16 protein-coding genes are annotated in these 24,233 nt (G+C 46.8%); 11 read left to right on the forward strand and 5 right to left on the reverse strand.

Translation table 11 applies throughout. From position 1 onward, the window contains the following. Positions 1-151 precede the first annotated feature (151 nt). The 9 genes from L1028_RS23310 (at position 152) to L1028_RS23350 (ending at position 18,626) form a co-directional block, all read left to right on the forward strand. Positions 152-1,081 (forward strand): carbohydrate ABC transporter permease, encoded by a 930-nt coding sequence (locus tag L1028_RS23310; RefSeq protein WP_234540203.1) that lies wholly within the window; start codon positions 152-154, stop codon positions 1,079-1,081. A 15-nt stretch (positions 1,082-1,096) separates the two neighbouring features. Beyond that, positions 1,097-1,933, forward strand: a complete 837-nt coding sequence (locus L1028_RS23315) for a carbohydrate ABC transporter permease (protein ID WP_234540205.1) — start codon at positions 1,097-1,099, stop codon at positions 1,931-1,933. 143 nt (positions 1,934-2,076) lie between these two features. After that, entirely contained in the window at positions 2,077-3,474 is a 1,398-nt protein-coding gene (locus L1028_RS23320; protein ID WP_234540207.1) for an ABC transporter substrate-binding protein, read from the forward strand. A 185-nt stretch (positions 3,475-3,659) separates the two neighbouring features. Then, a complete protein-coding gene (locus L1028_RS23325; RefSeq protein WP_234540209.1) occupies positions 3,660-5,963 on the forward strand; it encodes a glycoside hydrolase family 95 protein in 2,304 nt (767 codons plus the stop codon). Positions 5,964-6,020: 57 nt separating this feature from the next. After that, the gene (locus L1028_RS23330; RefSeq protein WP_234540210.1) at positions 6,021-7,853 is read left to right on the forward strand and encodes a glycoside hydrolase family 35 protein; all 1,833 of its coding nucleotides are present in this window, start codon (positions 6,021-6,023) and stop codon (positions 7,851-7,853) included. A 41-nt stretch (positions 7,854-7,894) separates the two neighbouring features. Beyond that, complete coding sequence (locus L1028_RS23335) at positions 7,895-15,862, forward strand: polysaccharide lyase family 8 super-sandwich domain-containing protein (protein WP_234540212.1); 7,968 nt, start codon at positions 7,895-7,897, stop codon at positions 15,860-15,862. Between the two features lie 167 nt (positions 15,863-16,029). Next, complete coding sequence (locus tag L1028_RS23340) at positions 16,030-16,737, forward strand: DUF421 domain-containing protein (protein WP_234540215.1); 708 nt, start codon at positions 16,030-16,032, stop codon at positions 16,735-16,737. A 107-nt stretch (positions 16,738-16,844) separates the two neighbouring features. Beyond that, positions 16,845-18,341 carry an alpha-N-arabinofuranosidase gene (locus tag L1028_RS23345; protein ID WP_234540217.1) on the forward strand — a complete coding sequence of 499 codons (1,497 nt, stop codon included), beginning with the start codon at positions 16,845-16,847 and terminating at the stop codon, positions 18,339-18,341. Positions 18,342-18,353: 12 nt separating this feature from the next. Then, positions 18,354-18,626: a hypothetical protein gene (locus L1028_RS23350; RefSeq protein WP_234540220.1), complete on the forward strand. Its 273-nt coding sequence runs from the start codon at positions 18,354-18,356 to the stop codon at positions 18,624-18,626. Positions 18,627-18,789: 163 nt separating this feature from the next. Here the strand turns inward: L1028_RS23350 and L1028_RS23355 are convergent, their stop codons facing one another. From L1028_RS23355 to L1028_RS23375, 5 genes are all read right to left on the reverse strand, one after another. Continuing rightward, entirely contained in the window at positions 18,790-19,698 is a 909-nt protein-coding gene (locus L1028_RS23355; RefSeq protein ID WP_234540222.1) for an ArsR/SmtB family transcription factor, read from the reverse strand. Between the two features lie 171 nt (positions 19,699-19,869). Then, positions 19,870-20,199 (reverse strand): LamG domain-containing protein, encoded by a 330-nt coding sequence (locus tag L1028_RS23360; protein ID WP_234540224.1) that lies wholly within the window; start codon positions 20,197-20,199, stop codon positions 19,870-19,872. Then, positions 20,187-20,351 carry a hypothetical protein gene (locus L1028_RS23365; RefSeq protein ID WP_234540226.1) on the reverse strand — a complete coding sequence of 55 codons (165 nt, stop codon included), beginning with the start codon at positions 20,349-20,351 and terminating at the stop codon, positions 20,187-20,189. Before L1028_RS23365 ends, L1028_RS23360 begins: the two co-directional genes overlap by 13 nt. A gap of 211 nt (positions 20,352-20,562) precedes the next feature. Next, on the reverse strand, positions 20,563-21,375 hold the full coding sequence (locus L1028_RS23370; protein WP_234540227.1) for an ABC transporter permease subunit: 813 nt from the start codon (positions 21,373-21,375) through the stop codon (positions 20,563-20,565). Next, positions 21,372-22,259: an ABC transporter ATP-binding protein gene (locus tag L1028_RS23375; protein WP_234540230.1), complete on the reverse strand. Its 888-nt coding sequence runs from the start codon at positions 22,257-22,259 to the stop codon at positions 21,372-21,374. Before L1028_RS23375 ends, L1028_RS23370 begins: the two co-directional genes overlap by 4 nt. A gap of 211 nt (positions 22,260-22,470) precedes the next feature. On the opposite strand from L1028_RS23375, the gene L1028_RS23380 reads away from it, so the two are divergent. Beyond that, positions 22,471-23,025 carry a TetR/AcrR family transcriptional regulator gene (locus tag L1028_RS23380; RefSeq protein WP_234540232.1) on the forward strand — a complete coding sequence of 185 codons (555 nt, stop codon included), beginning with the start codon at positions 22,471-22,473 and terminating at the stop codon, positions 23,023-23,025. Positions 23,026-23,748: 723 nt separating this feature from the next. Further along, positions 23,749-24,051 carry a hypothetical protein gene (locus L1028_RS23385; protein WP_060626397.1) on the forward strand — a complete coding sequence of 101 codons (303 nt, stop codon included), beginning with the start codon at positions 23,749-23,751 and terminating at the stop codon, positions 24,049-24,051. Positions 24,052-24,233 lie beyond the last annotated feature (182 nt).

Below are 24,233 nucleotides of genomic sequence, written 5' to 3' on the forward strand. Positions count from 1 at the left end.
AGCGAATAGACCCGCCGCCCATCTAGGGCGGTTTTTTTGTTGTCGAAGGACAAAGGTCAAAATCTTGCACATCTCGGGTCATAATCACTCCTTCATGCGGAAGGCGGATATATTACTATAATGACAAATCAAATTGTCGAGGTGATACAACGTGGAGGCTGCAAAACAACCTGTGCCAAAAATTCTGCAGGAGAAGCGGAAGTTCTGGACTCCGCAGCGGAAAGAGGCTTTGACCGGGTGGCTCTTTCTAGCTCCGGAAATTATCGGAATGCTTTTTCTTAATGTATTTGCACTTGGATTCTCACTTTATTTAAGCTTCTCGAAATGGGATCTATTGTCGGGGGTTCAAGGGATCGAGTTTATCGGATTGGATAACTATATCAAAATGTTCCATGATCCGAGCATCATTCAAGCTTTGAAGAACAATGCTATTTATATGATTATGACCGTGCCGATACCGATTGCGATTGCTTTGGTGCTGGCGGCATTAATTCAAAACAGTGTATTTCTCAAAAATTATTTCAAAGTTGCTTTCTTTATCCCTTATATTTCTTCGATTATTGCAATTGCCGCCGTATGGAGCGCATTGTTCCATCCATCCCTTGGACCGATCAATCAGTTCTTGATGGAGCTTGGAATTTCCAGCCCTCCAAAATGGCTGGTGGATCCAAAGACCTCGCTGCTATCGATTGCCATTATCAGTTCTTGGGCGAGTCTGGGCTACACCATTATTATCTATATGGCCGGCTTGACGAATATTTCCGATGAAATCTACGAAGCTGCCGAAATAGACGGAGCCAGCGCACTGAAAAAATTCTTTGCCATCACGATTCCGATGCTGCGTCCAACCACGTTCTTCTTGCTTATAACCATGCTGATTGGCTCGTTTAAGGTGTTCGACATCATCGCCTTTTTGACTGAAGGTGGCCCGAACAATTCTTCTACCGTGCTTGTGTTCAGGATCTATGAGGAAGGGTTCAAATATTTCAACATGGGCTACGCTTCTGCAATTTCCTGGCTGCTATTCGCCGTCATAGGCTTAATCACCGCAGCTACTTGGAAAATGAGAAATGAAGAATAAAGGGGGGATTTTAACATGCAACTGATTAGAAAAAATATGTCCAGAGTGATCACTACCTGCATCATGGGGGCTTTGTCCATTGTATTTCTTATTCCGCTGATCTGGATGATTTCCGCAGCCTTTAAATATGAGAAAGATGTTATGCGCTTCCCGATCCAATGGATTCCCGAGAAGATCAATGTAGCGTATAATTTCAAGATGGTATGGATGGGACGAGTACCTTTTTCTCATTTCTATTTAAATTCCTTTAAAGTAGCGATTATTACAACCTTAATTACACTTATCATTTCATCTATGTCGGCGTACGCTTTGACCAAAATCAAGTTCAAAGGACGAAATATGGTGTTTCTGGCGCTGCTGTCGTTCATGATTATACCTGACCAGGCCACACTGATTCCGCGCTTTCTGCTGATTCGCTGGTTCGGTCTTTATGATACTCATGCTGCAATCATTTTAATGAGTATGTTCTCCATCTACTTCACGTTCCTGCTGCGGCAATTTATGATTGGTGTCAGTGACGAATACATTGAAGCGGCGCGAATTGACGGTGCAGGCCATTTGCGGATATTCTGGTCTATCATTATTCCACTCTGCAAGCCCGTGCTCGCTACGGTGGCGATCATCAAATTTATCTGGACCTGGAATGATTACCAGAATCCGCTGATCTTCTTACTAAATAAGGATTTGTACACTATCCCACTTGGTATGACACTGTTCAGGGACGATTATTCGAACAACTATGCAATTATGATGACGGCAGCTGTTTCGGCGATCATCCCGCTCGTCATCGTGTTCATTGCCCTGCAAAAGCAAGTCATTAACGGAATCTCCCTTGGCGGCGTAAAGGGCTGACCCTGCGGGTGTGCGAATAGATAGTAAAAGTCAAAAATGTGATCCTACAACAGCAAAATTGTGCACTTGGCCAGTAAAGCGGATGCCTATAATAAGAAATGAACAAGGCACTATACTTAAAATTCAGTGCGGGGGGAAGTAAAATGAAAACAAAGAGCAAAAAAAGATTATCCGTTGTACTGGGCTCCATGCTGGCGGTTTCCTTAACGCTAAGCGCCTGTGGAAATTCCGGAAACTCGGAAAAGAACGGGAATGCTGAAGCTAGTACGAATGCCGGGAACACCAAGGTGGACAAGCAAGTCGCCATCAAGTATTACAACTGGGATAATGAAGCCCAGTCGGCTGGTACTGATGCTATGCTGCAGGAATTTATGGATCAGAACCCAGGCATCAAGGTAGAGCATGTGGCACTCGTTCCCGGTGATTCCGTGGAAATGCTGAAAAAACTCGACTTCCTGATTTCTTCCGGTGAAGCGATTGACGTTGTCCAAATACCGAACTTGGGATCGGTGCTTGAACGGGCCACCCGCGGCGCCCTGGCACCGCTTAACGAATTCTATGAAAAAGAAAATCTTGTCCCTGAGGATGAATATTACGTGAACGCCAAGGTGGACAACAAATATTACGGTATGCAATACACGAAAAGCATCAACTATGTGATGCTAAATAAGGACGCTCTGGACGAAGCCGGGCTGGAGGTTCCTAAATTCGGATGGACCTGGGATGACTACCGGGAATACGCCAAAAAGCTGAACAAAGGTGAAGGCGTTGACAAACGTTACGGTACTTATTTCCATACCTGGGAGCTGTACATGAACGCTCCGGCGCAAACCATGATGAAAGACCCGTTCCTTTACGATGACGGAACAACAATTCTGGCAGACCCGTCATACAAGTATTTCTTCCAGCTTCGCAAGGATATGGAAAGCGTCGATAAATCCGCAAAACCATATGCTGACGTTCTAGCGGCAAAACTGAACTACCGAACCGAATTTTTCAACGAGCAAGCGGCCATGATTCTGGCAGGCACCTGGACGATAGCTGATCCAGGCAATACCGAACAGTATCCGCATAATTTCAAAACGGCTTTTGCTCCGGTACCGGTGCCTCCGAAAGGCTCCGAGCCTAAGGGCTACGAAGGCAAATATTTCACCAGCGGCAGCCAGATCGCGATGGGTGCTAACTCCAAGAACAAGGAAGCGGCCTTCAAGCTGATGAGATTTATGACTACGGCAGATTCGGACAACAGACTTGAATTCTCCGGTTTCAAAAAAGCAGATAACGAAAAATTGTTGACCAAGCTGGTTGCCGGCAAGGAAGATAAGTACGATATGGATTCGCTCAAATACACGCAGTTTGACGATGAAATCCAATATCTTGACGCTCCGAAAGTCATGACAACGGCTAACTCGGAAATTACCAAAGTGATCAATGACGGTTTCAGCAGATTTATGCTGAGTAACGAATCGATCGAGGACGTGCAAAAAAAGATGGTTGACGATGCCACGAAAATCATTAATGAAAAAGGAGTAATCAAATAGACAGGACAGGCCCGCTATCCTAGCTACCAAAACTAGGGAGACCTCGATTGTATGCCTTCAAAGAGCTGTCTCCATGGGTCATAGCGACCAATGAGAGGCAGCTCTTTTTATCGAATCTTGCGGACGTGGTTTAAGGAGCGATTAAATACGATAATAAAAAGCAATTGATATTTAGGAGGAGGACAATGGTTAACGAAACCTGCAGGTTGATGGAAGACGAACCGGCCCGTGTCTGGACGGAAGCTTTCCCGGTTGGAAACGGAAGACTGGGTGCTATGGTTTTTGGGGATGTATCGGCTGAACGCATCGGGTTAAATGAAGATTCGGTCTGGTTCGGCGGGCCGAGGGGGGGCGATAATCCGGCAGCTGCAGGCAAGCTTGAGGAGATCAGAAGGCTGCTGCGTGAAGGCAAGCCCCGGGATGCTGAGAAAGAGGCGCTTTTGCATCTCACCAATATCCCGCAGTATTTCGGACCGTATCAGCCATTAGGCGATTTGAGGCTTCAGTTTGATCACGGACTGCCTGATCATTCGGATTACCAGCGGGAATTGAACCTTAGGAAGGGGATTGCATCGGTAACTTTTAAGATCGGGGATATTCAATATAACCGTGACATATTCGCCAGCGCCGTAAATCATGTGCTTGTGGTCCGGCTAACGGCATCCGAACCGGGGGCTATCTCCTTCACAGCTCGCTTAAGTAGGCGGCCGTTTGAAGGAGAAATCAAGCATAGCCATGACCGCTTGCTGACGATGGAAGGAAGCTGCGGAGCGGACGGTATTAGATATGCATCGGTTTTGATGTCCTGCATCACGGGGGGGACGTGCCGGACGGTCGGCAATTACATGGATATCCGAGGGGCGGATGCCGTTACCTTGATTCTCGCGGCACAAACCTCATTCCGCTTCATGGATCCCCGGGCGGAAGCAATCAGACAGGCGGAGTCCGCGGCTTCTCTTACCTATGAACAATTAAGAGAAGCGCATATCCTTGATCACAGCGCCTTGTTTGACCGGGTCTCCCTAAACCTTTCGTCTGAGGAGGCCTTTAACGAAGCATGCAGGGAGAAAACGACCTCGGAGCGTCTGCGGCTTTACAAGCAGGGCGGAGAGGATCCTTTGCTGGAAGCGATATTCTACCAATACGGGCGCTATTTGCTTATCGCAAGCTCGAGGCCCGGCAGCCTGCCGGCCAATCTTCAGGGCATCTGGAATGAAAGCTTCACGCCGCCTTGGGAGAGCGATTACCATCTGAATATCAATCTGCAGATGAACTACTGGATTGCGGAAACGGGCAATTTGTCTGAATGCCATTCACCGTTGTTCGATTTCATTGACCGCCTGGCTGCAAACGGGCGTCAAACTGCCGCGGCTTTGTATCGTGCAAGGGGATTTACGGCCCATTCCTCTTCAAATCTGTGGGCGGAGAGCGGGTTGTTCGGGGCCTGGACGCCTGCGATTTTCTGGCCCACGGGCGGGGCATGGCTGGCGCTGCATTTATGGGATCATTACCTGTATAACGGCTCCAAAGATTTTTTGCAGAATCGGGCCTATCCCGTGCTGAAGGAAGCCTCGCAGTTCTTCCTTGATTATCTTGTCGACGACGGCAGCGGATTTCTTGTCACCTCGCCATCGCTTTCTCCGGAGAACAGCTACATAACTGTTACCGGACAGTCAGGGGTTTTATGTTCCGGTCCCTCCATGGATTCGCAAATTGTGTACGCGCTGTTCACAGCTTGCATCCAAGCGGCAGAAGATCTTGAAACGGATAGCCAACTTGCCGAGGAGTGGCGAATTGCCAGGTCCAGGCTTACCCCTCTCCGGGTAGGCCGGTATGGCCAAATTATGGAATGGTCCATTGATTATGAAGAGGCCGAACCGGGGCACCGCCATATCTCCCATTTGTTTGCTCTTCACCCCGGAGAGCAGATTATTCCACACCGGATGCCCGGACTGGCTGAGGCCGCACAAAGAACGCTGGAGCGGCGTTTGAAATATGGAGGAGGGCACACCGGCTGGAGCCAGGCTTGGATCACGAACTTCTGGGCAAGACTCGGCAACGGGGGCAAAGCCCATGACAGTCTTCGCGAGCTGCTTGTAAAAGCGGTTCATCCGAATTTGTTCGGTGACCATCCGCCTTTCCAAATTGACGCCAATTTTGGAGGAGCGGCCGCAATCCAGGAGATGCTGCTACAATCCCATGGGGGAGAAATACATCTGCTTCCGGCCCTTCCTTCCAGGTGGCCTTCCGGTTCAGTCAGGGGGCTTCGGGCCAGGGGAGGATTTACTGTTAACATAAATTGGAGAGACGGCTGGTTGGAGCAGGCCGAGATCTTCGCCGCCTGTACCAGAGAATGCACATTATACAGCACGGTGCCTCTGGTGATCTCCGGCATGGACCGGCCTTCAGCTCCTGTGAAGATAACAGGAAATCTGTATACGTTTTCGTTGCACCGGGGAGAAACAGTCACAATTTCCTTGGGGTCATAGCAGAATTATTGCTGCAGGTCAAGAATCCCGAACATTAAATAGCGGAGGTTATCTGTAATGAGCATACTTACTTGGAATAACGGACAATATTTGCTGGATGGAAAGCCTTACCGGATCATATCGGGAGCCATTCATTATTTTCGGGTTGTGCCTGAATACTGGAAAGACCGGCTGCTGAAATTGAAGGCCTGCGGTTTCAATACGGTTGAAACCTATATTGCCTGGAATATGCATGAACCTAAGGAAGGGGAGTACGTATTTGATGGCATGGCCGATGTGGTCTCTTTTATCGAACTGGCTGGAGAGCTTGGGCTACATGTTATTGTCAGACCGAGTCCGTTCATCTGCGCGGAATGGGAATTCGGTGGTCTACCGGGCTGGCTGCTGGCTTACAGTGAACTTCAGCTTCGCTGCTGTGACCCTCTCTATTTAAGCAAGGTGGACCGTTATTACGATGCGCTGATTCCCCGGCTGGTTCCGCTGCTCTCCACACATGGCGGGCCGATTCTGGCCGTCCAGGTAGAAAATGAATATGGTAGCTATGGCAATGACAGCAGTTATCTGAGGTATATGCGTAATGGACTCCTCAGCAGAGGGGTCGATGTCTTGCTCTTTACCTCCGACGGACCAACCGATGAAATGTTGCTCGGCGGAACACTGGAAGATGTGCATGCTACAGTTAATTTTGGCTCCTGTGCAGAAGAATCCTTCCGCAAATACCGGGAGTACCGATCTGAAGAGCCGCTGATGGTGATGGAATATTGGAACGGCTGGTTCGATCATTGGATGGAGGATCATCATGTGCGCGATGCCGAAGATGTAGCTGGCGTTCTGGATGATATCCTGACGCAGGGCTCCTCACTCAATATGTACATGTTCCACGGTGGGACCAATTTTGGCTTCTATAATGGGGCGAATCATATCGTCGCCTACGAGCCGACGACTACAAGCTATGATTATGATGCCCCGCTCACGGAATGGGGAGATCCGACGGCGAAATTTGAAGCTGTCCGGTCGGTACTAGGCAAACATGGATTTGCACCGACTTGTCCGCTCCCTGAGCCGATTCAGAAGATCTCCTACGGGAAAGTTGCCTTGATGGAAAGAGCGGAACTGTTCACAGCTTCCAATCTGGAGAAGTTATCCGAGCCGGTGAACAGTGTGTGTGTGCAGCCGATGGAAAAGCTCGGACAATCCTATGGTTTTATATTGTACAGCACATATGTGAAGGGGCCGCGCTCTAGGCAGAAGCTCTACATCGAGGGCGTTCGCGACCGGGCGCAGGTCTTCCTGGATGGCGTAGCACTTGGGGTAATTGAGCGCTGGGATCCGCAGCCACTGGAGATTTCTATTCCTGCGGGGGAAGCACAGCTGGATATTCTCGTCGAGAATATGGGGCGTATCAATTACGGACCGCTTATTCGTGATCCGAAAGGGATCTTGGACGGGGTTAGAATTGATAACCAGCTGCAATATAACTGGACGATCCGTTCCCTAACGTTGGAACCTGGAGCGCTGGCTTCACTTGAGTACAAGGAGCAGTCAGTGGAGAAGCAGGAAGCTACGACACCTTTGGGTCTGCCCGGATTCTACCGGGGCAGCTTCGAGGCGGAGGAAATTGGCGATACCTTTCTACGATTCGATGGATGGAATAAGGGAGTCGCCTGGATCAACGGGTTTAATCTGGGCCGGTACTGGAACGCAGGGCCGCAATGCGCCCTATATATCCCGGGCCCATTGCTGCGTAAGGGGCGCAATGAACTTGTTCTTTTGGAGCTGCACGGCTGTGCGGAGACTCGCGAAATTGAGCTTGTGAACCTTCCGGATCTGGGAAGAACTTCAGCTGTCGACGATGCCGTGCTGAATTTTGTACAGGATGATAAATTGTAAACGCCTTTAGCTTTAACCAATTCTAAGATTGGGGTGAACAAATGCGTAAACCAAGTTTGATTTTAGTATTAGTTCTCATTGTTGATCTTTTTTCTTCCTGTGGGGGAGTTCTTTATCACTCTGACGGCAGGGCATCTGCGGCTGCATCAAATCTTATGCTTAACGGAAGCTTTGAGAATACAACGACAGCCCTTGACTCAACCTGGACGGGGGTTACAGACGCTGCTCCGGTGGGCTGGAGCTTATGGGTCCCTACAGGTAGCGGGAAAGGCACGAATAAAACAGCAAATATCAAGATAGACGCTGGCACAGCGCATGAAGGAACCCGGTCCATGTTGTTCGATGCCTTTGCCACAAGTAGGATTTCCATCAATCAGGGGGTAACTTCGGTTATCCCTGGTAAATCCTACAGACTTAAAGTCTGGCTAAAGACGGACAACGTCACTGGACAGGGAGCCTACTTTAGAACACAGTATTACAATACTGCCAAAGTGGGAGATGGACCTTCTTCTCCCAAAATAACAGGCACACAGGACTGGAGTATGCAGCAAGTACTTCTAACTATGCCGGCCAATGCGACGAAGCTTGTCATTGAGCCTTTTTTGGAGACTGGCAAAGGAAAGCTATGGATAGATGATATCGTATTGGAGGAATATGCGGGTCTTACAGGGATTTCGCTGGATCGTACAGCCTTCTCTATGGTCACAGGGGACACAGTTTCATTATTGCCGACATTATCCCCCTCAACGGCGGCGGACAAAACGGTAGTGTGGACCTCAAGCAATCCTGAAGCTGCGACAGTGGACGCTTTCGGCAATGTGACGGGGAAGGGTGTCGGCTCTTCGACCATCAGGGTTGCCACACCGGACGGTAGCCTTGCAGCTGAATGCCTGGTGAATGTTGAATCCTCAGACACGATGCAGGCTTACAATAAACTGCGGCTGAAATGGTACGACCGACTAAGTGGCGGTCAATACGATGTGGAAGATCCTGACATAGCTGCTGGTATAAGCACTCAGGCTGCTTCAGCTGCTGCACTTTGGGAGAGTATGGATAAATCCTCCGGCCGCACCTTCTTGTGGAGTGATACCGCGAGCACTACAGATTCGCAGTTTATTACAAGCGCTTACAATCGCTTGAAGACTATGGCATTGGCCTATTCTGTGGAGGGCTCGGAGCTTTACGGCAACAGCGCTTTGGCGAATGATATTGTAAGCGCAATCAATTGGATGTACACCAACCGGTACAATCCGAGCAAAAGCGCTTATGGGAACTGGTGGGACTGGGAGATCGGCACGCCGCAGGTTGTGAATGATCTTATGGTGCTGATGTATGACCGTCTGACGCCACAGCAAATTAATCAGTATCTTGCGGCTATTGATGCCTTCTGTCCGGATCCCAAAACAGGGGCAGTGCTTGGCGTCAAGGGCACGAAGATGACGGGAGCGAACCTGCTGGATAAAGCGCTTGTGGTCACGGTAAGGGGCGTTATTGGCAACAACAGTGCGAAGATCATCCAGGGCCGTGATTCCATTGGCTCTGAGTATGTGTACGCTACTCATGGAGACGGTGTATACAAAGACGGTTCACTCGTTCAGCATAATAATATTGCCTATACGGGAGGTTATGGTTCGGTCTGGCTCAAAGGAACGGCGGATATGTCATACCTGCTGACTGATTCACCATGGCCGATAACGGACCCGAATGTACTGAACATTTACGAATGGGTGGCTCAGACGTATGAGCCGGTGATCTACAACGGTCAATTTATGGACTCGGTCAATGGAAGGGGCATTTCCAGAAAAGGGAGCGGCAGCGCTAGGGGCTTGATTGTCACCTTGCTGCGAATGGCTGAAACTGCACCGGAAAATGTTGCATTATCTATCAAGCAAGCGGCGAAAGAATGGATCTCAGCAAATATGGCAGCCACCAATTATTATGAAGGGTTGTCGCTTTCCGATATAACAATTGTCAAAAAGCTGATGAATGACGGGAAGATCCATCCAAGAGGATCACTGATTAAGAATCAGGTATTCGCCGGTATGGACCGGGTTGTTCATTTACGCGAAGGCTACGGTTTTGGCCTGAGCCTGTTCTCCAATCGTATCTCGGCCTTTGAGAAAGGGAACAACGAGAACTTGAAAGGGTGGTATACGGGGATTGGGATGACCTATTTATACGATCAGGATCTTTCCCAATACCGCAATGATTTCTGGCCTACCGTCAATGCTTATCGCTTGTCTGGAACGACAACTGATGGATCGGGGCAAGGGATGGTGCCTGTGGAGTGGAAAAGCTACATGAATCCGAAGACCTGGGTGGGAGGATCTTCGCTGGAAGGTCTGTACGGTACAGCCGGCATGGATTTCTCGCTATCCCAAGTGACCGGCAGCGACTTGCAGGGCAAGAAATCCTGGTTCATGTTCGATGATGAGATTGTGGCACTCGGTTCGGGAATTTCAAAAACAACAGCCGGCCCGCAGTCTGTCGAAACGATCATCGATAACCGGATGCTGAACGAAGCGGGGAACAACGAACTTCTAATCAACGGAGTTGCAGAACCGTCACAGCCCGGATGGGCAGAGACAGTGAAGAACGTTCAATGGGCCCATCTGGAAGGCAATGTACCAGGCTCCGACGTCGGGTATTATTTCCCGGACGCTCCAAGTCTTCTAGCTCAACGTGAAGCCAGAACCGGCAGCTGGAAAGAGATAAATACCACTCAATCCGATGTTCCCGTTACACGGAACTATTTAAGCCTGGCATTTGAGCATGGAGATGCGCCTTTGAATGGCTCATACTCCTATGTCCTATTGCCTAATCGTGACATTGCCGGTACTGAAGACTATAGTGGCAACCCGGATATCGAGGTGCTGAGCAATACAGAGGATGTGCATGCAGTCAGAGAGAAAAAGCTGGGCATAATCGCAGCTAATTTCTGGAATGAAGGAACGGTGGATTTCATCAAGGCACGCAATCCAGCTTCCGTGATGATTCGGCAGATCGATCAGGAGCTTGTCGTTTCGGTGTCTGATCCTACACAGTCGCAAAACCTATTGTCCCTGGAACTGGATATACCGGGGTTGACTTTGCTCAGCAAAGACAGCAAGACAGAAGTGTTGCAAGCTTCGGGAAATACAGTTATCACGGTGGATGTGACGAATTCCATAGGGGCAACGCATGTATTGAAATTTAATATTACTGAAGGAGAGGCCCCAAAAGACGAATATGATGATCTTCGTGCAAGATGGGTGGATTATTTGACCGGAGGGGAATCCTTCGATCCGAATAATCCGGACATTGCTAAGTCCATAACGACTTTATCCGATAAGGTCAGCAATCAGGAGCAAACCGGATTCTGGGATACGATGAACAAGCAAATGAACCGTACTTATTTATGGAGCGATAAGCCGGGCAGCACAGCGGATGCTTTTGATACGGCAGCCTCTTATAACCGGTTGAAGGATATGGCTATTGCCTTTTCGACATCCGGCTCACCATTGTACGAGAATATGCAGTTGAAATCAGATATTCTGGGCGGTTTAGATTTCCTATACGCGAATTGGTATAACGAAACCAAACTGGAGAAAGGTAATTGGTTCGAATGGGAGATCGGTATTCCGCTTGCATTGGGAGATACGATGGCCTTAATGTTCGAGTATTTGTCAGCCGATCAGATTACCAAATATACCAAAGCCATTGATAAATTCTGCCCGGACCCAACCAAACGGACCAATCAACCTTCGTTGATGGAAACTGGCGCGAATCGGCTGGATAAAGCACTGGCAGTGGTCTTGAGGGGCATTCATAATCGTGACAGCGTGAAGATCAAACAAGGGCGGGATGCGGTTAGCCAGGTATTGCCCTATGTGACCCGCGGAGACGGATTTTATGAGGACGGCTCCTTTATCCAGCATAATAATATTGCTTATACCGGCAGTTATGGGGCTGTATTGCTTGGCGATATGATGAAAATGATGACTTTGCTGACAGGGTCCTCCTGGCCGCTGACTGATGCCAATATGAAGAATGTATACAACTGGGTAACGGATTCTTATGAACCTCTTGTCTACAGAAAATTAATGATGGATATGGTGTTCGGCAGATCGATAGCCCGGGGAAACCGGCAGCTCGTGCCTTGGTCACATATTTTGCGGCTGGCTTCTTCCGCGCCACCGGAGCAAGCGGCCCGATTTAAATCGATGGTGAAGTATTGGTTCGAAGCCGATACGGTTGTAGAAAGTTATTACGACGGTCTAAGAGTAGCCGATATTGTTCTGCTCCAGACGCTTATGAATGATCCAGAGGTGCAGCCATCAGGAGACCTTACTGTGCATAAGCAGTTTTCGGCTATGGACCGGATTGTCCACCATCGACCTGGATATGCCTTTGGGATCAGCATGTCTTCAGCCCGAATTGCCAACTATGAAGCGGGCACAGAGAATCTGAAGGGCTGGTATACAGGCGAAGGCATGACCTATCTGTATAATCAGGATCTGGATCAATATGCAGATGCATTCTGGCCAACCGTAAATGCTTACCGTCTGCCTGGGGTTACATCGGATGGGGCAACGCGTGGTGCAGCCAAGACTACATCAAAAACATGGGTGGGAGGATCCTCCATAGACGGACTTTACGGAGCGGCTGGCATGGATCTGGATCCGGATAACAGCACATTGTCCGGTAAAAAGTCCTGGTTCATGTTCGACGATGAAATCGTAGCGCTTGGGGCAGGTATTACAAGTACGGATAACCGCAAGGTGGAGACCATCGTAGATAACCGCAAGCTCAAGGAGAGCGGTGACAATGTACTTACGATCAACGGCGAGGTTAAGCCTTCTGCGCTGGGTTGGTCTGAGTCGATGAATCAGGTACATTGGGCACATCTTGAAGGGAATATTCCCGGCTCGGGGATCGGTTATTATTTCCCTGAAGCCCCAACGATAGACGGTCTGCGGGAGGCCCGGACTGGCGCTTGGAAGGATATTAATCAAGGGGGATCAACGGAGCCGATCACTAGAAATTATGCCAGCCTGTCGATTGCTCAGGGAACGAAGCCTGTGGATCAATCGTATTCCTACGTGCTGCTGCCGAATCAAGATGAAGCGGCGACAGCGCGTTATAGCAGCAATCCCGACATCGAAATTATTGCCAATACGGATAGTATTCAAGCCGTAAAGGAACAGAAGCTGGGACTTACGGCTATGAACTTCTGGGTTCCGGGAATGATCGAATCCGTGCGTGCTAATAATCCAGCTTCCATCATCATCAAGGAGTCCGGAGATGAACTGACGATAGCTATTTCGGACCCGACCCAATCCCAATCTGTGGTGAAGGTGGATGTCGGTAAAGCCGCGCTGGAAGAACTAATGAAAGATCCAACCGTGACTGTAATGCAACTCTCACCGAGGATCGAACTCGCAATTGATACAAGTGGCTCCAAAGGGAAAAGCCATGTTATCAAGTTCAGGATTGATCCGAATGCCGAGCCCTCTGAGCCCTCTGATTCGGAACCGGATGAAGCGGCCAAAACGAAGCTGTATGTGACTGAAGATGCGTATATCAACGGAGGATCGAAAGCCGCAGTCAATTATAGCTCGGTGAATTACTTGCAAATTAGAAACGGCAATGGGGACACGGACAGAAGAGCTTATCTAAAATTCGATCTGAACCCATTTGTCGGTGAAGTGGGTTCTGTGAAGCTGAACGTGTACGGAAAGACGAATGACGGGGCTGGGACATTGTCCGATATCGGTGTTTTTGGAGTTAGTGATGATTCATGGACAGAGGCAACGCTGAATTACAATAATGCTCCAAAAATCGGCAATCAGGCCGCGCTGCAGACCTTTTCCGGGCCGGAGCAGTGGCGGCAGTTCGATATCACCTCATGGGTTGGCGCGGAGTTCCCTTCCGATCCGGTGATAAGTCTGGCTCTTAGGCAGGTAGGCTTTAATCTTGCTACTGATATAAGAAGCCGCAAGAATGAGAATGGCAAATACGCCGCATATCTGGAGATTTTGCCGAAGGATACAACACCTCCGGTCACAAAAGCCACCATACTTGGAGCAACAGGAGAAGGGGGCGTATATAAGGGCAAAGTGAATATCATCTTCGATGCGACCGACCTATCCAATCGGGGAGCTGTCGGCTGGGGAGTCAAGCGGACGGAATACCGGCTCAACGGCGGTCCATGGAATACGGTTACTCAGAGCGTATATATCGAGAACCCCGGAACCTTCGGGATCGATTATCGTTCGGTGGATAAGGCTGGAAATGTAGAGCCGTTCCGACAGCTTCAGGTGACGGTCATGGAGCCTACAGAAAGAGTCTCAACGGCAATCAGCGGCCCGGAAATCCTGAGTGTCGGGGAGACCGGAACGGCGGTTACTTCGGTAGTGTACAGCGATGGCAGCCGTTATATAGTAACCGAAGGTATAATCTATGAGAGCAGCGATCCTAACGTCGCAAGTATAGGCAAGGATGGCCATATTGAAGCTAAAGGCCCGGGCGTTTCGGTTATTTCATCCGTATATGACAACATGACCGCTTCCTATTCATTAAAGGTGTATGAACAACTGCCGGAGCTTGTCTCTATTTCGTTAAGCGGTCCGACATCCTTGGAAATAGGGCAGAGCGGTAAGGTGGTCACAACGGCGGTATATAGTGATGATAGCCGCCTTACGGTAACCGAGGGTGTGATCTACGAGAGTAGTAACAGGAAGGTAGCCACAGTAACGGCAACGGGGCAGCTGCAAGCACTCGATCCGGGCATGACTGTGATTACTGCAAGTTACGGAGGACGGCAGAGCAGTCTGACGCTTCAGATTCTACAAGCGGAAGACAATACTTTAACTGTTCCGAGCCCGCAACCACAAGTGCCTTCTGTACCGGAAGAAACGGCGGGGCGGCTGCAACTAAACGCAGCTTCGTTGAACGATCTTTCGGCAGCCATTGTCTACGAGGGTAAATTGAGAATGCTAGTATTGCCGGGGATGGCAGCAGACATGCTCAAACAGAAGCCGCTTCGGGTAGAGGCTTCTAACTTTAATGTGACCCTTCCAGCAGCGGTGCTTCAACAATTGCGGGCTTTGATTCCTGCGGAGCAATTGGCCGGCAGCCAGATCTTTCTGGAGGCTTCCGAAGTGAATGGGGAAGCGGCGCAGAGAATACTAGCTAGCGCAGAGGAAAAATCTGGTGCAGCGATAAACCAGGCAGGGGAGTTCCTTCTCTTTAACCTGTATATTGTTGCTGGTGACGGTACAAGAAGCATACTTCACCAATTTGTTGAGCCCGTTACATTAGAGCTTAACGCATACCCTGAGGCCAAAAGGAATTTGCTCGGCGGCTATTATTTGCCGGATTCCGGAAATATAGAGTATGCGGGCGGTTCCTGGCTGAAGGGCAAGGTGGCTCTGCGCACCGAACACTTCGGCGCATATGCCGTGTTGGAATACATCAAATCGTATGACGATGTTCCTTCGGGACATTGGGCGTCGGCAGTTGTTCGTGAGCTGTCGGCCAAACATCTGATTCAAGGTGTCGGACTTCGGAATTTCGAGCCGAACCGGTCAGTGACCCGTGCAGAATTTACGGTTATGCTTACCCGCCTGCTAGACCTTGAAGGGAAATCATCTACAGTATTTGCGGATGTATCTGCGGATCAGTGGTATGCGAAGGAAGTGGCGCAGGCTGTAGAAGCAGGGATAGTTCACGGGGTAAGTGAAACCTACTTTGCTCCGGAAGCCCATATTTCTCGTCAAGAAATGGCGGTCATGGTGATGCGCGCTTATGCGTATGTCAGTGGGAAAAAGGCTGACCTAAAGCCGATGATTCAATTTGACGACCTGAGCGCGGCTGCCACATGGGCCCGTGAATCGATAATTGCCGCCCAAGTCCTTGGATTCGTTCAGGGCCGGAGTGACCGGCAATTCGATCCGGGAGGCTCAGCAACTCGAGCTGAAAGCGCAATGATTCTGCACAATCTGCTTGCAATTAAGACTGAACAATAAGCTTTCGTAGCTAGGGCTTTGGGACGGTTCATCAGAACCATTCCAGAGCCCTTTTGACGTTTATAGAAGTCTCCGGATGACCTCTTAAAAATAAACCAATTGTAATGACGTTTCATTTCACCTTGGTTTGTGAATAATAGGGGATTGAATAGAAAGGAGCATTAGAGATGCAGGCTCATATGGATATTGTGCTTCGTACTGTGGTCGCTATGATCATGCTGCTAGTGATAGCTAAGATATTGGGTAAACAAACGATTTCTAATTTGACGTTTCATGATTTCGTTACAGGTATTATATTGGGATCGCTTGCGGCAAACTTGGCTTTTAATAAAGATCTGAAATCGTCATATATGATCGTGGCGCTTATTGTTATCACAGCTACATCTTTTCTACTGTCTGTCATCGCTATAAAGAGTCGTAGAATGAGAAGCTGGATCTCAGGGTCACCCACAGTACTTATCGAAAATGGGAAAATTGTTGAAGGCAATATGAAAAAAGTAAGGTATTCGCTGGACTCCTTGGTTCAGGCACTAAGAGAAAAAGAAATTTTTAATCTAGAGGTAGTTGAGTATGCCGTATTAGAAGATAACGGAATGGTATCCGTCTTAAAGAAACAAGAGTATCAATATGTTACTCGAAATGATTTGAAGCTTCTTTCGGTCCCTCAGAGCTTTCCCGTTGAGTTAATTATGGATGGCGTCCTCATTGAAGAGAATCTTGAGAATAATGGACTGACCAAGGAATGGCTGGAGAACGAATTAAGACGGAAGGGGAAACGGATCTCCGACGTATTTTACGGGGTAAGAGGAACGCAGCGGCAGCTCATTTTTGATTATTATGAAGATGGGATAAACAAACCGATTGATAAAGAATAGATTCATTCATATTGGAGATTGACGGATCGTTAAGGACCGCTCTATAATGTTTGTATAATTATTAATTAGTTAATAAAAATATAAATGTTAAAGGGCGGAATTTATTCATGGCAGAGCGCGCAATCCTTAACACAGACATTCGCAAAGGTACGATAAACAAAAATATTTATGGACACTTATCTGAGCATCTAGGACGTTGTATTTATGAAGGCATTTGGGTCGGAGAAGATTCACCGATTCCTAACACTAACGGTATTCGTAATGATGTTGTGAAAGCGCTTAAGGAAATACAAATTCCAGTACTTCGCTGGCCGGGTGGATGTTTTGCAGATGAATATCATTGGAAAGATGGTATTGGTGATCGTGAAGCTCGCAAACGTATGATCAATACGCATTGGGGCGGCACGGTTGAGAATAACCATTTTGGTACACATGAATTTATGGAATTATGTGAAATGCTGGAATGTGAACCTTATATCAATGGTAATGTGGGTAGTGGTACGGTTCAAGAGATGTCCGAATGGGTGGAGTATTTAACCTTTGGCGGTATCTCACCGATGTCTGAGCTTCGCCAGCAGAACGGTCATCAAGAGCCTTGGGCTGTCACTTATTTTGGCGTTGGTAATGAGAACTGGGGCTGCGGCGGGAATATGCGTCCAGAATATTATGCAGATCTTTATCGCCAATATCAGACGTATGTACGTAATTACGGGGACAATCGTATTCACCGGATCGCTTGTGGTCCTAACGTGGATGATTATCACTGGATGGAAGTTCTGATGCGTGAAGCTACACGCTTTATGGACTCGATCACCCTTCATTATTATACGATTCCTGGTCCAGCGTGGGAGAATAAAGGGGCAGCAACTGGCTTTGAAACTGGTGAATGGTTTAGCACTTTAGAGAAGGCCCTTCGCATGGATGAGCTGATTACTAAACATGGCGTTATTATGGATAAATATGACCCAGATAAAAGAGTAGGCCTTGTCGTAGACGAATGGGGAACTTGGTATGATGTTGAGCCAGGTACGAACCCTGGATTCCTGTATCAACAGAATACGATTCGGGATGCCCTTGTAGCTGGTGTAACCCTGAATATTTTCCATAAACACAGTGATCGGGTACGGATGGCAAATATTGCGCAGACCATTAACGTGCTTCAAGCGGTGATTTTAACCGAAGGAGTAAAAATGCTGCTAACGCCTACCTATCATGTATTCAATATGTTTAAAGTCCATCAGGATGCTGAGTTATTGGATTTAACAATCGATAGTGGGACTTACAGCTTTGAGGGCCGCGAGGTTCCTGAAGTATCTGCTTCAGCTTCCGTAACAGACGCTGGGATCATTCATGTCAGTCTGTGCAACTTGAATCACGCTGCATCAGCTACTGTACCCCTCGAGCTACGTGGTCTTTCCGGGCAGAAGGTTGAAGTGAGAGGCACTACGCTCACAGGTAACAAGATAGATGCTCATAATACATTTAGTCAGCCAGATGCTGTCGTACCGCAAGCTTTTACAGCCTTTATACTTGAAGGTGATCTTCTTAATGTAGAGCTGGCTCCAATGTCAGTCACTGTGCTAGAGATTACGCCGAAGGCATAAGGTGGTGTTATCATGTCAACAACATCTGCATGCAAGGGGTGTCGCGACGATTATAAGGTTACCGAAGCACAGATAGAGCGTATCCTGTCATCATCCATGTTTAAGACAGAGCTTTGTGTTACAGATGAAGTTTATGCTGAGCGGATTTCTCTTTGCGGGACTTGTCCTAAGCTGCATGAGGGTGTGACTTGCGTCGCTTGTGGCTGCATTATTCCCGTTGTAGCTAAGCTTAAGGAACGTGGCTGTCCACTGCCTGGTGGCGGATTATGGGGACCCTTCATTTAACATGAAATAAGGTAAAATAAGAGCCGCATTCGACTCTCCAATGGGAGATGAATGCGGCTTTATTCATGAAATATAAGAAAGTATAAGTTTCACGCTATAGTTTAGATCTTATATTTTTCAAGAAACGGGTATCGTCTTTAAAAGACGACAACGTCGTTTCTTCTTAAGTATCTGTGTAGAACAGCTCAACGATTAGATCATCATTATAGTTGCCAAAGCCTTTGCCAAAAAGAGTAATGCCGCCAATATGCTCGGCCTCTTCATCGACGGAAAGCTTGAAAGTCCATTGCTTGTTGCGAATGTTCACTTGATCCAGCATAACGTCGGACAGTTTTAGGCCGTCCATAAACGTGCCTTTAGATGTAATGCGCAGCTGCTTAAGAAGGCCGTATTGATTCGTGAGTGCTGGCCACCAAGCTGGCGTGTATTTACCACGTCTATCTCCGTAGTCACCCGGACTTGTCCAGAACCCAAGCTGCACTCCGTTCAGTGTGAAAGTGATGTCGGAGGGCCAATTATTATTAATGGAAGGCGCTTCGGAGGCAATCTCCATCGTAATGATTAGCTCCTCGGGCTGTTGGCTGGAGAGAAGAAAGTTTGGGATTTTATATTCGATATATCCTTTGCCGAACCAGAGAATGCCAGCATTCATACGCTCGAGATCCCAGAAATAACGGGGATCATCAAAGCTGCCAATCACTTGCTCTGTAGTGGCAAGACCGCAGGTAGGCTCGATCATGAAGTCGGAATAATGTCCAACAGGAATCTCCTTGCGGTAGCTTTTGCGCTCATTGATTTGTCTGCCTGGAAAAGTGATTTCGGCACTTTCAGCAGCCAGCGTACAGATCTTTTGCAGACCACTTCGTCCAGGCGCCATATGTGTCTGTATAAGTCCTGCAGCTTCCAGCTTACGCACATGCATTGTCATAATGGCGCTGCTCAAATTTACCGACGCGGCCAATTCCTTGACATTCATTGGATTCTCGGCAAGCAAGCGCAGCAGGTGCAGACGAACTGAACTGGCTAAAGCTTCGTAGACGGGAAGGGATTCTTCCGACAGGTCAAGTTTCATAGATGGCCTCCAATTTAGTTCAAGACGTATAGTTAATGATTATATTATTTAAATGCTTGTATTACAATACGAAGGTGAGAAATTTTCTGGGGCTCTTTCACATTGATCGCGTGATTTAAGAAAAAAAGAACGGAGCCTGAGGCTCCGCCCTCTTTTCAAATGAAGAATCTCTTAATTTACATTCGAGTTATATTCGGTCAGTATTTCGTCTGATTGGAGTGCTCTGCTGTAAATCTTCAGTTCATCAATCATTCCCTTATAAGGTACGTCCCAATAGTTTACGCCAAGAGCGAATACATCATTCTTGTTCTTAAACACATTCGGGAAGCCATCACCGGAGAATTGCTCAACTCCGTCGAGGTATATCTTCACGGTACCGTTGTTGACCGTAAACGCTACATACGTCCATTTATTCTCTGGAATCTTCATAGCGGAAACAGCATCATACCATGCCTCGCCAGACCAAAGCAGTGTTTTAGGTGTTGCCTTCAATCTAACCATTTGGCAGACCGAATACCGGAGTTACCGCCGAATTTAGCTGCAAGACCAACTTCACCTGTCTCATAGGTGAAGTTCCCGCCAGTATTGTTAATCCGATTGCCGGTAATTGTACCCTTATCGGTATGATCTCCGTTCTCTGAAAGATCTCGCACGCGCGTGTGCAAGTGATCCAGTGGAATGAAGATGGAACGCCAAACTTTGGTGTCCCTAGGCCGGATACGAAAGCACAAGCATAAACGCCTTCGGCGTCTAAATCCTTATATATTAAAATAATGCTTCTCTAGTGTGAAGAAGCTTATTATATTCTTCTATATTAAAGAGGGACGGTCCAGTAGCCACATGCTATTGAAGCGTCCCTTAATCTTATAATGGAAGATCCCGTCGTCTGAACAGTTCGATCCCTATGGCAAAAGCGAGAACACCGATCAACAGTAACCAACTAGAAACCTGAACGATTTCCACGTTTCCTTGAACGATTTTGCCAGGCTGATAGAAGGAGAACAAGGTCAGGTAACGTAACCCCTCCAGCTTATCGCTTATTTTTCCGAGCAGATCCAGTGTGAAGAATCCGAAGGTAATGGCACCGGAAACCCCAAGTGCTTTTTTCTCATCATTACATACCGAGGATATAAGAAAAGTAAGCCCCCCAACGGCAAAAAACAATAAAAAGGCTACGGTATTCAATTGAATAAATCGGCCACTGTTAAATTCAAATTCACTGCCGAGGAACCATACCTTGCCTAATAACCCTGCTAGTGTGGTTACACCCATAATCAGGAACAAAGCTGTCGTAAGTACAAGCGCCTGCGTAGTAGCTACTTTTCTCCGTGTAGTTGGTGCTATCAGAAGATAAGCCATAGAGCCACGATCCACAAGTCGAGCCATGAGCTGCGTCGACATTTGTACGCACACAATGGATAGAATCAGTACCAGGATAAGTCCGTAATATTCTCCTGAGATAAAAGCTTCAGCGCTGGTAAATCCGCTATTTAACCCAAAAGCTTTACCTACACCTTCCGGCATAGCTTTAATGAGGTCATCAATGGCTTGGGTGCTCCCGGCGATCCCTGGATATAGCCAGATCATAAACAGAATATAGAAGGCAGAACCGAAGGCATAATTCATAATGCCTTTGAGGTTCACCCTCATCATTTCTTTATAAAGTGGAAGATTCATTGCGCGTCCCCCTCACGGTCATAATAGTCCATGAAAATGTCCTCTAGATTCTGCGTGAACACATCCATACTGCGGATATTATATTTCCCGGTCTCCTGAATGAATCGATCGTAATTGCCTTGAACGGCAATGCGGATCATATTCCCTTCATGAGCTTCCACTTGTAGGCCGGAGGCGGCGAATTGTTCTGCATCTTCGCGATTCGCGAAAACAACCTCAAACAGCTTCCGCTGCATCGATTGCAATTCGTGGATATTTTTCACAGTGATGATATGTCCGTCTTTAATGATAGCAGCTCGGTCACAGGTACGCTCAATTTCTTGAAAGCTGTGAGAGGACATTAAAAATGTGGTTCCGGCTGCTTTCTCCTCCAATACGAGATCTATAAATACCTTTTGCATAAGCGGGTCAAGTCCCGAGGTGGGTTCATCCAGAATAATAACTTCAGGATTGTGCATAAAGGCTGCGACAATACCGACTTTTTGCTTCATTCCTTTTGACATTTTGCGGATCGGAGTTGCGGCGTCAAATTGCAGTCTTTCAATCAGGTGGTCGCGTTTAGTAGTGTTCTTCATCCCTTGCATACCAGACATGAACTTAAGGAAGGAAAGGCCCGTCATCCCGTCAAAAAAGTTGATTTCACCAGGTAGATAGCCGATATGCTTTTGGACTGTGCCTTGTGCTTTCCATACATCAAGTCCATGGATGCTCGCATTACCTTGATCCGGCATCATAAATCCCATGATATGTCTTATGGTCGTAGATTTACCCGCGCCATTAGGCCCCAGAAACCCAAATACCTCACCTTTATTAACGGTAAACGTAACATCTTCGATTCCTTTGCCATTCGAAAAACGTTTGGTTAAGCCTTCAACTACAAGCATGCCGCCACCCCCCACTGCAAAATAATGAACTATTATTAATTAGATATTTCATATGTTATATTATTCCTAGTGAATAACGAAGTCAATGTAATTATGAAATAATTAATCCTGAATATTTCATTAATTTAAATAAGCGCTCTATATAATGAAGTTAAGGGTGGATAGCATGAACGGATTTGAGAAAAGAGCAGCACAAAAAAAACTTAAAATTATGAAGACTACTATGGAGATGCTCAAGAGCTGGGAACCCAAACGTCTCCGGATCGCAGACATCGCGAAAGAAGCAGGGGTCTCACAGGTAACGATTTATAATTATTTTGGCAGTAAGGAGGCACTGCTTAGTGAATCCTTTAAGGACTTTATAGAGAAGGCCATTCGTGAATTTGAAGATTACATTCTTGGAGGGCATTCTCTAAAAGAGATTATTGAATACATTATGACGATGGAGAGAGAAACCTACAGTTCATTACCTCCCGCGACTGTAAAAGAGCTTATGATTGAGGACAAAGAAATGTTTCATTATCTTGAGGAACGGTACACGAACGACGTTTTACCATTGATGGTCAAGATGGTGGAGGATGGAAAAGCGCGAGGGGAAATCTCGAGTAAAGTGTCGACCAAAGGGATTCTTTCATTTATGGGAATGTACATGCGAAGTTCGGGGGAGATGTTAGATGAAGCCAGCAAACAAGAAGATATAGATGCTTTCCTGGAGGAAGCCATCCATCTCTTCTTCTATGGCATTTGCGGGCGGGAGCAGGAGTAGTGCGAGCTTTGTTGCATTAATAGTTGGAGCAGTTACCCAATGCATTGTAGATCAGTATTGGTTTAAAAAAACAATGAAGTTGCAGAAAGCTATGTTTACAACGATATTAAATATGATGTAAATCGTTTTCTAATATGATTTCCAACTGAAAAGGCAAGTGCTTTATCAAATAGAAGCCGCGCTTGGTGCGGCTTTTTTTGTTTTTTGGCGACTCAAAGGCACGCATCATCTGGTTAGTGTCCAATCGAAGGAGGGGGAGGGACAAATCAACCTTCATAAATGGATCTCTGGTGCTTTGCATTTCCACATCGGAAGGTGTAGAACGGAAAGAACTTTACAATATAGAGAATTCAAAAAAGTGACAACCCACCAATATTTAAATGCGATTGTGTTACTAGTTCTGCACTTGCCATTACAAAGCAACGAGTCTAAAACATCGCTTTAAAGTTCCAGATTCATCGAAATTCTGACCGAATGTCCATGTATCGCTCCTCTCTTACAATACTGAGATTACGCTGTGACCTATTCATGCCTTGAATCAAAATGTGAATTATGCAAATGCTCATATAAATATGTAGTCAGTTGCTTTATATACTTCCTAAGATTATACACTTTGAAGAAAAAAGTATTAGACTAGAGTTGTTGAAATAGCGTGGCTTTTGAGTTTCAATATCGTCAGTATTTAAGAAAAGTATTAGACTGAATAAGGGGGTGTATTAAACCATGAAAAACATAGGTATGATTAAAAAGAAGAGAAGTGTTCAGGGATTCTTCTTATTATTAATTATATTTATTATTTATTATTTTTTTATAACATCAAGTAATGTGTCGATTGTTACTATCGATAAGAAAATGATAGAGCATAATAAGAATTATATAGAAGTAAAATTTGAAGGTGGAATGACAAAAGATATTAAAGTACCAAAAATCGTATGGCCTTTGATTCAAGAAAATAAAACGTATTTGTTAAAATATAGATACAATTTGATTCGAGAGCCTTTTCTAGTAAAAATTCAAGAGGTCTGATTATTACAATGTGTGTATGATTTTTATAAAAAATCGTAACTATTCAGGTCTCTGATCTGAACTTAAAATGAAAAATCGTCACGAACCAACCAAATAGTATCATTATAAATGAAGGAATAATATCTTGGTCGTTTTTCACATTTGCTTAATTATTCACCGTATATTTCATATGTATCTTCCTT

The sequence above is a fragment of the Paenibacillus pseudetheri genome, assembly GCF_924513355.1.
Taxonomy (GTDB): domain Bacteria; phylum Bacillota; class Bacilli; order Paenibacillales; family Paenibacillaceae; genus Paenibacillus_AQ; species Paenibacillus_AQ pseudetheri.

Bases quoted from the DNA above. Each gene is read 5' to 3' on its own strand.
- L1028_RS23315 (WP_234540205.1), top strand. From the start codon at position 1,097: ATGCAACTGATTAGAAAAAATATGTCCAGAGTGATCACTACCTGCATC.
- L1028_RS23320 (WP_234540207.1), top strand. From the start codon at position 2,077: ATGAAAACAAAGAGCAAAAAAAGATTATCCGTTGTACTGGGCTCCATG.
- L1028_RS23325 (WP_234540209.1), top strand. From the start codon at position 3,660: ATGGTTAACGAAACCTGCAGGTTGATGGAAGACGAACCGGCCCGTGTC.
- L1028_RS23330 (WP_234540210.1), top strand. From the start codon at position 6,021: ATGAGCATACTTACTTGGAATAACGGACAATATTTGCTGGATGGAAAG.
- L1028_RS23335 (WP_234540212.1), top strand. From the start codon at position 7,895: ATGCGTAAACCAAGTTTGATTTTAGTATTAGTTCTCATTGTTGATCTT.
- L1028_RS23340 (WP_234540215.1), top strand. From the start codon at position 16,030: ATGCAGGCTCATATGGATATTGTGCTTCGTACTGTGGTCGCTATGATC.
- L1028_RS23345 (WP_234540217.1), top strand. From the start codon at position 16,845: ATGGCAGAGCGCGCAATCCTTAACACAGACATTCGCAAAGGTACGATA.
- L1028_RS23350 (WP_234540220.1), top strand. From the start codon at position 18,354: ATGTCAACAACATCTGCATGCAAGGGGTGTCGCGACGATTATAAGGTT.
- L1028_RS23355 (WP_234540222.1), bottom strand. From the start codon at position 19,698: ATGAAACTTGACCTGTCGGAAGAATCCCTTCCCGTCTACGAAGCTTTA.
- L1028_RS23360 (WP_234540224.1), bottom strand. From the start codon at position 20,199: ATGGTTAGATTGAAGGCAACACCTAAAACACTGCTTTGGTCTGGCGAG.
- L1028_RS23370 (WP_234540227.1), bottom strand. From the start codon at position 21,375: ATGAATCTTCCACTTTATAAAGAAATGATGAGGGTGAACCTCAAAGGC.
- L1028_RS23375 (WP_234540230.1), bottom strand. From the start codon at position 22,259: ATGCTTGTAGTTGAAGGCTTAACCAAACGTTTTTCGAATGGCAAAGGA.
- L1028_RS23380 (WP_234540232.1), top strand. From the start codon at position 22,471: ATGAAGACTACTATGGAGATGCTCAAGAGCTGGGAACCCAAACGTCTC.
- L1028_RS23385 (WP_060626397.1), top strand. From the start codon at position 23,749: ATGAAAAACATAGGTATGATTAAAAAGAAGAGAAGTGTTCAGGGATTC.